The 14,745-nt window shown below is 41.0% G+C and carries 9 protein-coding genes; 8 read left to right on the top strand and 1 reads right to left on the bottom strand.

From position 1 onward, the window contains the following. The first annotated feature begins 17 nt into the window (after nt 1-17). From fliS to BMY66_RS12715, 7 genes are all read left to right on the top strand, one after another. On the top strand, nt 18-431 hold the full coding sequence (gene fliS / locus BMY66_RS12745) for a flagellar export chaperone FliS (RefSeq protein WP_044938909.1): 414 nt from the start codon (nt 18-20) through the stop codon (nt 429-431). A gap of 84 nt (nt 432-515) precedes the next feature. Next, on the top strand, nt 516-998 hold the full coding sequence (locus BMY66_RS12740; protein WP_049960431.1) for a hypothetical protein: 483 nt from the start codon (nt 516-518) through the stop codon (nt 996-998). A 2,050-nt stretch (nt 999-3,048) separates the two neighbouring features. Then, nucleotides 3,049-4,557: a flagellin N-terminal helical domain-containing protein gene (locus BMY66_RS12735; RefSeq protein WP_090395404.1), complete on the top strand. Its 1,509-nt coding sequence runs from the start codon at nt 3,049-3,051 to the stop codon at nt 4,555-4,557. Nucleotides 4,558-4,699: 142 nt separating this feature from the next. Continuing rightward, nucleotides 4,700-5,197: a hypothetical protein gene (locus tag BMY66_RS12730; protein ID WP_044938905.1), complete on the top strand. Its 498-nt coding sequence runs from the start codon at nt 4,700-4,702 to the stop codon at nt 5,195-5,197. Between the two features lie 61 nt (nt 5,198-5,258). Beyond that, nucleotides 5,259-7,124 (top strand): glycosyltransferase, encoded by a 1,866-nt coding sequence (locus tag BMY66_RS12725; protein WP_090395403.1) that lies wholly within the window; start codon nt 5,259-5,261, stop codon nt 7,122-7,124. A 53-nt stretch (nt 7,125-7,177) separates the two neighbouring features. Next, on the top strand, nt 7,178-8,332 hold the full coding sequence (locus BMY66_RS12720; protein ID WP_090395402.1) for a CgeB family protein: 1,155 nt from the start codon (nt 7,178-7,180) through the stop codon (nt 8,330-8,332). 160 nt (nt 8,333-8,492) lie between these two features. Beyond that, nucleotides 8,493-10,544, top strand: a complete 2,052-nt coding sequence (locus BMY66_RS12715; RefSeq protein ID WP_090395401.1) for a methyl-accepting chemotaxis protein — start codon at nt 8,493-8,495, stop codon at nt 10,542-10,544. Between the two features lie 107 nt (nt 10,545-10,651). Here BMY66_RS12715 and BMY66_RS12710 read toward each other — a convergent pair whose 3' ends face one another. Continuing rightward, nucleotides 10,652-11,929: a hypothetical protein gene (locus tag BMY66_RS12710; protein WP_090395400.1), complete on the bottom strand. Its 1,278-nt coding sequence runs from the start codon at nt 11,927-11,929 to the stop codon at nt 10,652-10,654. A 434-nt stretch (nt 11,930-12,363) separates the two neighbouring features. On the opposite strand from BMY66_RS12710, the gene BMY66_RS12705 reads away from it, so the two are divergent. Further along, the gene (locus BMY66_RS12705; protein WP_090395399.1) at nt 12,364-14,367 is read left to right on the top strand and encodes a right-handed parallel beta-helix repeat-containing protein; all 2,004 of its coding nucleotides are present in this window, start codon (nt 12,364-12,366) and stop codon (nt 14,365-14,367) included. Nucleotides 14,368-14,745 lie beyond the last annotated feature (378 nt).

Genomic DNA, 14,745 nt, shown 5'->3' with positions numbered 1-14,745 from the left:
TTTTTGGAGGCGGTACTATGACACCAACAAATGGTTATGATGCATACGCAAAAAACAGAATACTTACAGCTAGCCCTGCTGAGTTAACATTGATGCTATATGAAGGAGCAATCAAGTTTTGTAACATAGCAATCGTAGCTTGCGAGAATCACGATATTGAGAAAGCACACATCAATATCAGAAAGACAGATAGAATTATCGAAGAGTTTGAATTGACTCTCGATGAGAAATATCCTGTGGCAAAGGATTTCCATGCAGTGTATACTTATCTTAGGAGCTGCTTGAGACATGCCATGATCACCAAGGACCCAGCACAGCTCGAGGAAGTGCTTAAGCACCTTCGAACAATGCGAGATACTTGGAAGGATGTAATGAAGCTCACCGCCAACGGCAAAAAGCTAGACGGTACTTCAACAAATATAGCAGGTTAAAGGATGGCCCCTCACGCGAGGGGCTGTCTTTATGTGGAGGGTAAGCTATACACTTGCGCTCGAGATAAAGTCTAGGAGGGAACCATGGATAACAGAGATTACGTAATAATGCTTAGAGAGTCGCTGGAAAAGAAGGCAGATATTCTTAGAGTTCTTCTTATTAGAAACAAGGAACAGGAAGCCATTCTTAAGGATCCTAATTCCACTCCAGACGATTTAGAGAAAAACATGAACATGAAGGCTGAGCTCATCGATAGAATCGTGATGCTTGATGATGGCTTCCAGCAGCTGTTCAACAGAGTAAAGGCCATCCTTGATGAGGACCGCGCTTCTTACGCTGATGAAATCAAGCTCATGCAGGAGCTCATCAAAAAGGTCACAGACCTTACAGCAGATGTGGAGGCTACAGAATATCGCAACAAAGAGTATGCCAAAACTCGCTTCGCCAATGTAAAAAAAGAAGCCCGCGAAATTAAAAGATCCGGCGATGTTGTTTCATCATACTACAAGCACATGATGAGCCCACAAACCACCGCCGACCCAGCCTTTTTGGATAAGAAAAAATAAGGGTGGAGGAGCTCTTGTTTTATGTGGCTTCTGAGATTAATGTGGATACTAAGACCTTGCAGCAGTGCAAGGTCTTTTTTTAATAGGCATAGATTTTTGGGCTAGGATACTTGCTGACAATTTCATTGTTTTGTCTTGATAATAGGCATAGATATCTGGTTAAGATTACTCTGTCATCCAGTGAGAGCTGATTAAAGTGAGGACTGAAGTTTCTTTAGGGAAGTGAGCTTGTTAAATTAACCTAAGTAGAGAAGATAAATAGTCCCAGATACCTGGTTAGGATTACTCTGTCACCCTGTTCAAGCTAATTAAAGTGGAGATTGTAGCTCATCCTGGAGAGGAAGCATAGAAAAGGAAGTTAGGTAGAGAAAAGAATAGGCAGAGATTATTGTGCTGGGATTATTCTGTCATCCTGGTGAGGAAATAGTTAAGTGAAAAAATAAATTCTCTAGGCTTCACTTAAAAACTGAGGGAGCTGTTAAGTTTATATGAGAAAAAATGAAATAAACTTAAAATAGATTAAAATATTTGAATTAAAGTTAAGTTTATTTTATAAGTATGTGTTTTCACTTAACAAAGTGTGATGTGAGATTCAGTTTATTTCTAATTCTGTAGAATAAAACTTAACTTCGCCTCAAATCAAAGTAAAAAAGTTAAGTGGATTTGCTTAAATTCTAGATAAACTTTACAGCAAGTTGCACTTTTAAGTGGAGATTATATAGATTTGAAATTCACTTAACTTTTTACTAATTTCTATATAAGTGAAAATGAGGAATCATTAAATTCACTTAACTCAGGCATTAATAATGAAAATCAACTATTAATTAGAGCTATTAGTCATGCCGCTCTTTGTAAAAAGTTAAGTGAATTTACAAGAATATAGTGAATCACTTACTAATATATAGAAGAGCCAACCTCTATCTTCGGCAGGTGCAGATAAATAGGCATAGATTTTTGAACTATGATTCTCTGTCATCCAGTGAGAGCTGAAGAAAGTGAAGAATGTATTTCATTCTGGAGAGGAAGCTTGGCAAAAGAAGCTAGGTTGAGAAAAGAATAGGCATAGATTATTGTGCGGGGATTACTCTGTCACCCTGGTAAGGGAAAATAGTTAAGCGCATTTCAAAGAAAGGCATATAAAGCTTACTTTTTTTGATAATAGTTGAGTGTATTCATGAGGAATAGTAAAAACACTTATAGGAATTTACATACTATAAAAAGAAGTTGAGTGGTTTTCATGAGAAGCAGAAATAAGCTTATCCTATACTATGGCATAGTTAAGTGTTTCCTATAGGGATTGATAAAGCACCCATATCTATATAAGTGTTATATCAACTGCAGCAGAATTCCGCTTAACTATTCCAATAAAAAGTAAGCTTTTTCAGGATGTGGGATAATTACGCTTAACAATTGGAACAAACAGGTAAGTGTTTTAAGGAGAAAATACAATATCACTCAACAATTCATCTAATTTGATTGGAAAAACAAGAAGTAGATTACAGCAAATATATAAGAATCCAGATAATCCAGTTTTAAATCTCAAATCTAAATACAAAACAGCTATATTCCTGAAAACAAATTCCTGACACAGCATTTGAACTTCCCAAACACACTGAAAATTCCAACCCCAAAACACCCTGAATCACCCTCAAATTCCCCCTCCAAATCCCGCCAATTTACCCGTAAATTATGAGAATATAATAGAATTTATGGCAAATTTTACAAAAATTTTGTTATAAATTTTAACAAAAATAAAAGTCGCAGAAAGCCAGTAAAATCAAGGGCTTAGCGACTTTTTTCTATTGCACAAAAAATAAGAAAATTGGAACAAAATTAAATTTTTTTGCTTAAAGGGGTAAAGTTTTTTTGCCCCAGAACGATAAATAAGGTGTAAGGAACAATTGAACACAAAAACTTTACCTTACAAATCGAATTCGAATCTTTTTAAAAATCAAATTTAATAACCAGGCCAGACACGGATGTTGGGCTATCACAAAAAACGGATTTAAATGCTAAAAGGATTTAGCAGAATCTCATGGAGGAATTTATTATGGTAGTACAACACAACATGCAGGCAGCTAATGCTTCAAGAACATTGAACATTACAACTGATTCTCAGTCAAAGAGTACAGAGAAGCTTTCATCTGGATATAAAATCAACAGAGCAGCAGATGATGCAGCTGGACTTTCAATTTCTGAGAAAATGAGAAAACAGATTCGTGGTTTGACCCAGGCTTCTACAAACGCATCTGACGGTGTTTCATCAGTACAGACAGCTGAAGGTGCCCTCACAGAAGTTCACGACATGCTCCAGAGAATGAACGAGTTAGCAGTACAGGCAGCTAACGGAACAAACTCAGAGTCAGATCGTGATGATATCCAAAACGAAATTGATCAGCTTTCACAGGAAATCGATAGAATCGCATCTACAACAAAGTTCAACGAGACTTTCTTATTAAAGGGCGATATCGGATTAAAGAGAATGTATATCTCAGCTCATGATGCTGGTCTTGATGGAACACTTATCCAGAATACAACAAAGGCTACATTTACAATGGAATCTCTTGAAGCAGGTGAGAGATATCGTATTGGTGGTGTTCAGTATACAATCGGTGCAGAAGATAACTTAGAAGTTGTTAAGGCACTTAAGTTTACATCAGATATGTATACAGATAATGGAGACGGCACAGTAACATGGAAGATTGCAGCTGGCGATACAATCTCTATAGATGGAAAGACATATACAATTAACTCGGATGATGTCGGAACAGATGTAGCAAATGCAAAGGTAACAAACGGATACCTTGATAAGCTCATTACTAAGGGTTCTACAATTAAGTATAACGGTAATGAAGTAACAAGATTCTCTGATAGCTACAATGAAAGCACAGGTATTGATGATGCTAATGTAACATTAGTTAAGGCAACAGCAGCATATAGCATGGTAGCAACAGAGCTTAAGGCCGCTTCTTCAGTTGGTGCAACAGATGGTTCGGCACAGCTTGAAGATATGGATAAAAGTGATAAAAACGGAACAGGTTCTATTTGGGAAGTAAGAACTATTAGTAAGACAATTGCTGGCGAGACAGATCCTGTAAAGACAACATCTATTAGCTTCACACTTACAAAGGGACATGTAAATGTTCAGAACGCACTTACACTTAACCTTCATGTTGGTGCTGACGCAGCCATGACAAACAAGATCAACGTTACTATCGAGGCTATGAACTCTAAGTCAATCGGTATCAACGGTATCAACGTATCAGATGCAACTGGTAAGGCAGCTACATACGCAATCGACGCTATCGCAGATGCAATCCAGAGAGTATCAGCACAGCGTGCAGAACTTGGTGCTATCCAGAACAGATTAGAGCACTCAATCAAGAACCTCGACAACGTAGTTGAGAACACAGAAGCAGCAGAATCTCGTATCCGTGATACAGATATGGCTGACACAATGGTTGAGTACAGCAAGAACAACATCCTCCAGCAGGCTGGACAGTCAATGCTTGCTCAGGCAAATCAGGCTACACAGGGTGTTATGAATCTTCTTCAGTAACCTAAGGTTGGAAAACCATAAATAAAATGTCCCCACCTCTTTCACAGGGGTGGGGATGATTTTAAAAAGAAAATTGAATAGTAACTTTAAAATCGACTGCAACTCCTTCGAAAGAGGGATTTATAGAATAGAGGTAAGGCGTATGGCATATTTCACAAGAAACAAGATGTTAACAATGGTATTAGAGCTTTACACAGCAAACCATAGATTTGCACAGGGAAGTACAGGCGATGACGCAGCAGATTTACAGGTGCTCATCGGATGTCAGCAAAAAGCCTTAGTATTGGGAGAGTACCTGGAATCCATGGGAATGGATTACTCGGACATCGTTGAAAAGTTTGAAAAGTACTGCAATATGATATACGATATAAGTGAGAACTTAAGAGACACAGCATTGATTATGGATCACAAAGCCAGAATCGACATGGTTCTCAGCGATATCTTAAGTGAAATCGAAAACAGAATAATCGAAATTAGAAGTATCGATGTATATGACTTCAGAGGCTTGGTTGAAGCACCTGGCGAAAAGCTCATCGTTAGCAAGGAAATCAATCGATTGATTGATAGTTGCCTTGGCAAGGTGGAGGGCCTCGTGGAAGGAGAGGAAATGTACAGACCACTTGTAATTGGAACATATTAATATAAATAAAGTAAGGCTCGTCAGATGACGAGCCTTTTAGTGATTAAAGGGTGGGAACAATATGAACAACAAACCTAAAACTAAATTGCTTACAATTTCACTTCTTTGCTGCGGCAGACCAGAGACAACCGAGCGTTGCCTCCAGTCGTTGATGCCAATCAGAGAGGCAATCGATTCTGAAATTCAGGTTGTAGATACAGGCTGCAGCCCAGAGACCAGAGCGGTTATTGAAAAATATGCAGATGAAGTTTTTGAATTTGAATGGTGCAACGATTTTGCCAAGGCCAGAAACTTCCAGTTGGATCAGGCCAACGGCAAGATGTTCTTGTATATAGACGATGATGAGTGGTTCCTTGACTGCAAATATATCATCGAATTTTTCCAGCAGCCAGACTGCACAACCTACAATATCGGCGGATATTTCCAGCACAATTATCTTGATTTCGACGGCAAGGAATACCAGGATATTGAGGTATGCCGTATGTGCTCTGTTACTCCAGAGACCCATTTCGTGGGCAAGATTCATGAGTACATCGAGCCATCCTATGGAAGGGCCATGTTTATGGACGCCAAGGCTGCCCACTTCGGATATGTATACGCCACAGAGGAGGAAAACATCAAGCATTCCATGCGAAATGTGCCTCTGCTTAGAGAGATGATGGAGGAGGATCCAGACAATCTACGCTGGCCATATCAGCTGGCACAGGAGCTTAAAGCTATCAAGCAGTTTGATGAAATGTACGATGTTTGCAAGGCTGCAGCTGAAAAATCCCTGATTAAAAATGATAGTGACGATATGCGCTATCGCGGAAGCTTTATCTGCGGTATGGCAATCGCCCTTCATCAGACTGATAAGAATAAGGAGCTGGAAGAGCTTTACGAAACACAGGCGAAGAACCCAACAATCATGGAGCTCCCACTTGCCTGCCTAGCATTTTATGTTTCCACTGCATATTTTAACGAGCAGAAAAATGACGAGTGCCTGGCTGCCTGCAATTATTATTTGAAGATATGTGACAAGCTTGCCAACAACAAGGCTGAGATGTTCATCCAGGGTGGCCTTTTCTCGGCAGACACTTTCGATACTACAAAGGTCAACATGGTCTACTGCTTTATCATGACCATCGGCATGGAAAATGATGACTTTGGCCCACTGGTTCACTATTACAGACGCATCGCCTGGGATTCCCCAATTGTTCGTCTAAACCGTGGCTTCATCGTCATGCTTCTTAAGAAGTGTTCGGAACTAGGCTACAAGAAGGAGCTTCGCGATGTGCTGAACAAGTTCTTTACATCCTCAGGCTTCCGCGACATGATTGAGTTCCACATTGATAAGGTGGCGCCAGATCTTAGCGAGCAGGAGCTTGAAAACATAGCAGCCGCATTTAAGACAACAGACGGCGAAAAGGAAATTCGCTTATATATCGACATTCGTTTGCTGGAAAAACAATTTGCCGGCATCGAATATTGGGATAGCTATAATGAACTTATTGAAGCTCTTGCAAACTACGGTAATATGACTTTGACATGGCAGCAGATGCATGACAGTTGGCTTCTTGACGAGGATGATGACAAGCCGTTGAACCACTCTACAAAGCTTGGCCAGGGCTTGCAGCAGTTTATTGCAGAGGCTGATGTGGATGTGACTGCCAGCTTGAAGATTCTCAAGAATCTCTTTGGATTCAGGCCAGCCATGACTGGGGCTCTTGGGGAACTGTCGCGCTTGTACACAATGCGTATTAAGATTCGCGACGCTAAGCGCAACGACCCAGATAAATTCAACGAAATGTATAAGCTAGAGGAAACCATCCTGGCTCAAATCGCCGAGCTTGACGCAGCCGGCCGCAGCGACGAAGCCGTAGCTACCTATAAACAGTTGGTAGGTATCCTACAGGGCTCATATGGGGTCGATACGCTACATATTTAAATGAGCTAGTAGGCTTGTTGCTGTAACTAGCGGACTAGAGGTATGAGAACAACATGAAGATTTTGATGTACAGATGGAAGGCGTACAACTACAAAGATATAAAGCACACATTCGAGACACTAGGGTATGAAGTTGAGGAGGTTTACCAGGACCTCCTCAATTATGATGTAGATGAAGAGTTCGCAGAAAAGCTTCGCGGCATGATTCAGGCCGACAATTATGATTTCTTCTTTACGGTAAATTATTTTCCTCTGATTTCAAATGTTTGCCAGGAACAGGGCCTCCGCTACGTTTGCTGGAGCTGCGATAACCCGCTGATTTCCATGTATCACAAGTCGGTTTTCAATGATGTGAATCGCATTTTCCTGTTTGACCTGACAAATGTAGAAGAGTTCCGTGGCATGGGAGTGGAGCATGTCTACCATCTTCCCCTGGCCGTGGACTGTAATAGACTTGATTACCTGTTCGGCAACTCAACAGATTTGGAGGCCTACAAAAACGAAATCAGCTTCGTAGGCTCCCTTTACGAAAAGAATTCCTACGACAAAATGGAATACACTTTGCCAGATTATTTACGTGGATATTTCGAGGCAACCATGGAAGCTCAGCGTGATTTGATGGGTGTAAACATCATCGATAGAATGCTCACACCAGAAATCCTAATGGAGCTGGAGAACTACTTTGAACTGGAAAAATCTGAGGATTCACTTTCAGATTTAAACCTAATCTTTTCAGTAACAACTTTGGGCTTCAAAATAGCTCAAAAGCAACGTAGACGAATTCTTATCGACCTGTCAAAGCATCATGATGTGAGCATCTACACCAATTCCTTCACTAGGGATTTGCTCCGAGTAAACTACAAAGGCAGCGTTGATTATTGGAGCGAGATGCCAAAGGTATTTAACCAGTCCAAAATCAATCTAAACATGACCATTCCAAATATAAAAAGCGGAGTTCCACTTCGTGTATACGATATTTTAGGAGCAGGTGGATTTTGTCTGACAAACTTCCAAGCGGAGTTGCCAATGTTCTTTGAAAATGAAAAGCACTTGGTCTGGTACTATAACAATGAGGATTTATACGACAAAGTAGACTTCTATCTAAAGCATGATAGCGAGCGAGAACGTATTGCAGCAGCCGGCCAGGAGTACGTCAGGGAAGCCTGCACCTACGAAGCTAGAATCAAGGAAATGCTAGAACAGATATAGACTAAGAGCACATCGATAAGATGTGCTTTTTTACACTCAATTTTTGTAAAAACATATTTTCACAAAAAATTTATAATTATTACACACAATTTGATTATGTACATTATAAAATCAATATAGAAATTTTTCTTTATTTTAAGGACTGACTAAGGAGGTTTCTATGAGTAAGGTGCAAAAAAAGTCTAATAAAAATCTAGCTGGTGGCATTAGCCCAAAGGACAGCATTAAAACGAAACTAATTCTTTTGATGGCTGCTTTGGTGGCTGTGCCATTATTAATTTCTATCATTATCAGCTACAACAGCTCTACCTCGAAAGCAGAGGCAGATGCGCTGGAACTTTTAAATTCTAATGCACGAGTTGTTGAGGCAAAATTTGCTGAAATTGTTGAGAAAAATACATCCATGTTGGAGGCAATTGCAACTTCTCCTAGTGCGATAGTTTTTGTTGAATCCTATGGCACAGAAGGACAGGCAGTTCCGGATTCTGCGATGTTGGCCCAGCTTGACGAGTTGAATGCTTACATGAACGATGGTAACGACAATATCATCATCAGTAAAGTCTCGGGTGATCAGCTTGTACGAACAGATAGAGCAGAACTTACAAATATATCAGACAGAGATTACTTTGTTCAGGCCGTTACCACCGGAGAACCAGCTATATCGGATGTTGTTGTCAGCAAGAGTGTTGGAAATAGAATAACAATCATTTGCGTACCAATTTACAATGAAACCCACACTCAGGTGATTGGTACAGTTCAGCGAAGCTTTGACTTAAATGTGCTTCATGAATTCCTTGCTGAAAATGTTGGCGACGGTTACATCGCTGATACAAAAGGTATGATGGTTGCACATGCTCAGTTCGAAATCAGCCCAGAGGATGAATATGATTTAAGCGCTTTCGGTTTCGTAGAATCAACAGATACTAGTGGACTGATGACATCGAAATTTGATGGTAAAATCACATATATGTCCTGGGAACAAGAACCTATCAGTGGATACTATGTTGTGGTTTCAAAAACTAGAAACGAAATCATGGCATCAGCAATTAGATCAGCACTTATCATAGTGATAATTGGAACAATAATGCTGATTCTTGGTATAGTTATTTCCCTCGTAGTTGCAACAAGCTTCACAAAACCAATCATGGCAGTTACAGATACCATGACCAAGCTTGCCGATGGTCGATTCAAAAAGATTGATGGATATACAAAACGTAAAGACGAATTCGGTGAAATTGTTCGAAGCACCAATTCCGTTATCGAAAAATTGGGAAGCATAGTTGCCGCTATTAAGCAATCGGCTTCTACAGTTACAGTTTCTTCTGAGGATTTGGCAGACATGGCAAACCAGATTGCAGCCACAACAGATACAGTTGCAAATGCAGTCCAGGAAATTGCTACAGGTGCTGTACAGCAGGCTGAGGAGATTCAGGAAGCAGCAGAAAATGTTGGAAAGATTACAGACGCAGTCGGTGGCGTACAGGCATCTACAGATAATGTTGAAAGCTTGGCAGGCAGAATGAAGGAGGCATCACAGACATCCAGCAAATCACTTGTCAGTCTTCAGGATTCTAGTAGCGATATGACAGCTAAAATCGAGGAGATTGCCAGAACAATTTCTGCTACACAGAATGCTGTTGCAAATATCAATGAGCGCGTTGAAGGTATTTCCGGCATTGCAGCTCAGACAAACCTCCTTTCTTTGAATGCTTCTATTGAGGCAGCTCGCGCCGGTGAAGCAGGTAAGGGATTCGCAGTCGTTGCCGAGGAAATCAGAAAGCTGGCTGATGATTCAGATAGCATGGCACAGGATATTCGTACAGAAATGGATGAGCTTTTGAAGCAGGCAGAAGCAGCCGTAGAGGCAGCAAATCTTGTTAAGCAGGGCAACCTTGAGCAGCAGGAGGCTATCGGTGGCACCCTTGAATCTGTAAATGGAATGCTTGAAGATATTGATGGAACAGTTGACGGTATTAGAGACATCGCCGGTGGCGCATCTACATGCGTAACCTCCAACGACGTTGTATCAGATGCTATGTCATCACTTTCAGCAATCTCAGAAGAGAATGCAGCTTCATCTGAAACTACAGGCGCATCTGTACAGGAGCTTTCTGCTACAGTTGCAAGCCTTGCTAATTCAGCTGACGATCTGAAGGACATCGCAATTAAGCTGAACCAGGAGATGGAATTCTTTAAAGACGATTCAGAATAATAAAAAATCCCCTGTTACATTCACAAGCCTTAGTGTTTCTCAATTCGACAACACGTCTCATTTGAGAAACCTAAGAGCTTGTGAATTACAGGGGATTTTTAAATATCCTATAATCCATAATTCATCATCATACCGGAGTAAGCGCTTGACGCATATGGTGCGCTAAGTGTCTTTCCAGGATTCTTGTACTCTACAATCGATTTATCTACGTAATTCATCGGATTGATAGAGGCCTTCGATGCAGCTTTTGAAATTGAATTCTTAAGGTTGTTAAGAGTTTCAAAAGCGCTTTCTTTGTTTTCACTGTTTATCACATCGGATAAAACATCTTTGTCTAAGTACAGGTGATTCATAGAATCGCTCTGAATTCCTACTGCAGCAAGCTTGCTTGCATCATTCTTTGCAATGGAAGATATCTCATTGAAAAGTGTACGATTCTGATGAGCTTCGTTGTACTTCAATCCGATATCAAGCATTCCATTATAGCTATCCAGCAGCTGTGTGATTCCATTTGAAAGAGCTTCAGTATCGTTCATAAGACCGATGCTTACTTCGCCATTGGATGGTCTCTTTAAAATAAGCTCGTAGGTCTTGTTTACTGTGAATGTGTTGGACAATGACTGATGCGAAACTCCATTCAGCTTGAAATCTGAATTGGAAGGCTGCTGTGTAACATTGTCAATTCCAAGGATGTTCAACTCTCTCCAAGAGATTGATGAGGAAATATTAAACAATGTGTTTTCGTCATCTGCCACGCCAGTAGACTTGGAAACAATCTGTATAGCCTTGCTTCCGTCTCTGTCATTTGAAAGTAACTTTGCACTCAAGCCTACATCTGAAGTATTAAGCAAACGAACAATCTTATTCTGAACGGTAAGATTGGTTTCGTTCTTATTTACATTGAACTGGAACTCATATGAGTGATTTCGAATATCCAAATCAAATGAGTACTGGCCTTCTTCAAAATCATGTCCATCTGAAAGAAGGAAATTGCCGGTATTCACCTGAGGCTTTGCAAGCGCATCAACCTGGATTGTGAAATCCTCAGCGCCATCTGCACTATCGCCAACGTAAAGCACATCAACAGAATTAGGATCTGATGAAGATGCAATTCGCTTCTCTAAAACAGAAGAAATATCCTCGCCGGTAGATGTCAAATTTGATACTGAAAGAGTCATAGCATTGGCGTGCTCTTTAATATCAATTGCAAACTGACCGATGTCCTCAGAATCATTTATCTTGTACAGAGGAGCTTCTTTGTTCGCCTTAACTATTTTGTTGTAAGTGTCGCGTAGTTCGCTTTTCTTATGAGATTCGTAACGTGATCCTATGTTATTACCATAGGTCGTCATGAAATAATTATACGCAGCATCAATGCGTGCCATAAGACGCCCCTCCTTTCTTCCTTGAAAATTGAGTCATCGACAATCCTTTGTCTACGCCAGGGCAAAGATTTCGATATTTATAGTTACTATCATAATACCACAAGTCAAACTATTTGAAAACCCCATAGATTTAGAAATATTTTCAGATTATTCACAATATGTAGGTTGTGGCTAGCCAAGACCGTCTGTTACGGCTACAAGCCTGAGAGTTACTCCGTTCGACATCATGTCTCACTTGAGTAACCTCAGAGCTTGATGCCTACAGACTCATAGGATAATTTAAACATTTAGAAACCAATCACATAATCAACACTTTTTAGTACCGTTAATTTTCACAATCCGGTGGTTAACTATAACTCGTAACGCGCTGAGGTTGGAGCGCAGATAAATATTGACCATTGGGGAAACCCGATGCAGATAACGGAGGACATAAAATGAGGAAAAGACTTACTGCATTAATGATGACTGCAGCACTTGCTTGTGGTTCATTGATAGCTTGCGGATCAGATTCCACAACAGCTTATGCCAGTGAAACTATCTACGGCGAGGTAACAGCAGTCAGTGATACGGGATTTACAATCACCGTAGGAACTTATGAAAACAACGAACTTACATTGGGTGAGGAAACAGCAGACATCACAGTAAATGATGACACAACTTACTCTATGGCAATGGGCGGAGGCGAAGCCCCATCAGGTGATGGCGAAGCTCCTACAAAGCCAGATGATGCGGCAACAGAAGAGTCTACAGATGAGACAACAGAGGAAACAACAGAAGAAACTACAGATGAAGAGACAACAGAAGATACAGAGGATTCTTCAGATGATACAGCAATGACAGAAGCTACTGTAGAAGCAGGCTCTGAAGCACCAGCCGATGGCGAGGCTCCTTCAGGAGACAAACCAGACGGTGAAGCTCCTTCAGGTGACAAGCCAGAGGGCGAGGCTCCATCAGGTGATGGCGAAGCAGCCGAGGGCGAAGCACCAGCAGACAGTGGGGCATCAGCCGACGGCGAAGCTCCATCAGGTGACGGGGAAGCACCAGCAGATATGGGCGATGCTCAGACAGAACTTACACTTTCTGATATCGAAGTAGGCACACAGGTTGCAGTTACATTCGACGCAGATGGTAACGTTGAATCAGTAGAGATTCTTGGTGGTACTCAGTCAGCCATGGGTCAGCCAGGTGGAAATATGACATCAGCTGCAGACATTACATACTCAGCATTATATGAGTACAATGCAGATGAGACTGTAGAGGGCGAGTCAATCGCCTCTACAGGCACTGATGAAAATGCAATCCTTGTAACAGATGGTGAAGTTACAGTTAAGGATTCAACAATTACAAGAACTTCAGATGACAGCACAGGCGGCGACAATTCTAGTTTTTACGGAGTTGGCGCCACTTTACTTACAACAGGTGGAACACTTACAGTTGACAATGTGACTATTGACTCAGATGCAGCAGGTGGTGCTGGCGTATACGCATATGGCGATGGTGTGGCTTATGTATCTAATTCAACAATCACAACACAGCAGAACACTTCAGGCGGTATCCACGTTGCAGGCGGCGGTACACTTTACGCTAACGACAACACAGTTGAAACAAACGGCGAATCTTCAGCTGCAATCCGTTCAGACAGAGGCGGCGGAACAATGGTAGTTGATGGTGGTACATACACATCAAACGGTACAGGCTCACCAGCAGTTTACTGTACAGCAGATATCACAATCTCAAATGCAACTCTTACAGCAACAGGCGCTGAGGCCGTATGTATCGAAGGTCTAAACTCACTTACACTTACAGATTGCGACTTAACAGGTAACATTCCAACAAGCGAGCAGAACGACTGCGATTGGAATATCATCCTTTACCAGTCAATGTCAGGTGATTCAGAAGTAGGTAACTCTACATTCTCTATGACAGGTGGTAGCATCACTGCAAAGAATGGCGGTATGTTCTACACAACAAATACAGAGTCAACATTCGTTCTTGAAAACGTTGACATCACATACGCTGATGAAAATGATTTCTTCCTTAAGGTTACAGGAAACGCTAACCAGAGAGGTTGGGGAACAAGCGGAGAGAACGGAGCACAGTGCTCATTCACAGCAATCAACCAGGAAATGGAAGGCGATATCATTTGGGATACAATCTCAACACTTGATATGGAAATGACAGATGGTTCAGTTCTTACAGGTGCATTCATCGACGACGAGTCAGCTGCAGGCAACGGTGGCGACGGCTACGCAAATCTCACAATCGATTCTTCATCTAAGTGGATTGTAACAGGCGATTCAGTTCTCACATCACTTACAAACAACGGAACAATCGTTGATGAAGACGGCAACACAGTTTCAATCGTTGGTACAGACGGAACTGTATACGTAGAGGGCACAAGCTCATACACAATTACAGTATCTGAGTACGCAGACTAACATACCCTATAAGCACATTTGAATTCTCTTGTGCTTCGGCCAGCCTACGGGCTGGCCTTTTGCTATATATGAGGGGCTTTTCCTGATTTTATAGCAGAAATAAAGTTTTGGCCGCTATAGAATTTGAGAAAAGCTGAAGATTATAGCAGTTTTAAAATCTTGCTTGCTATTAGATTAGGAAAAAGCCTGAGATTATAGCAGGGATGAAAGTGGGATTGCTATAAGAATAAAGAAAGTCTCAAAGTTATAGCAGAAATAAAAGCTGAAATGCTATAAGAATTGGAAAAGCTTAAATCTATAGCAGAAATAGAATCCGAGTTGCTATAAGAATTGGAAAAAGCTTAAATCTATAGCAGAAATAGAATCCGAGTTGCTATA

The organism is Pseudobutyrivibrio sp. C4 (assembly GCF_900111635.1).
Taxonomy (GTDB): Bacteria; Bacillota; Clostridia; order Lachnospirales; family Lachnospiraceae; genus Pseudobutyrivibrio; species Pseudobutyrivibrio ruminis.
Note: the sequence above shows the minus strand (reverse complement) of the source record. Positions and strands in the feature narration are given on the sequence as shown.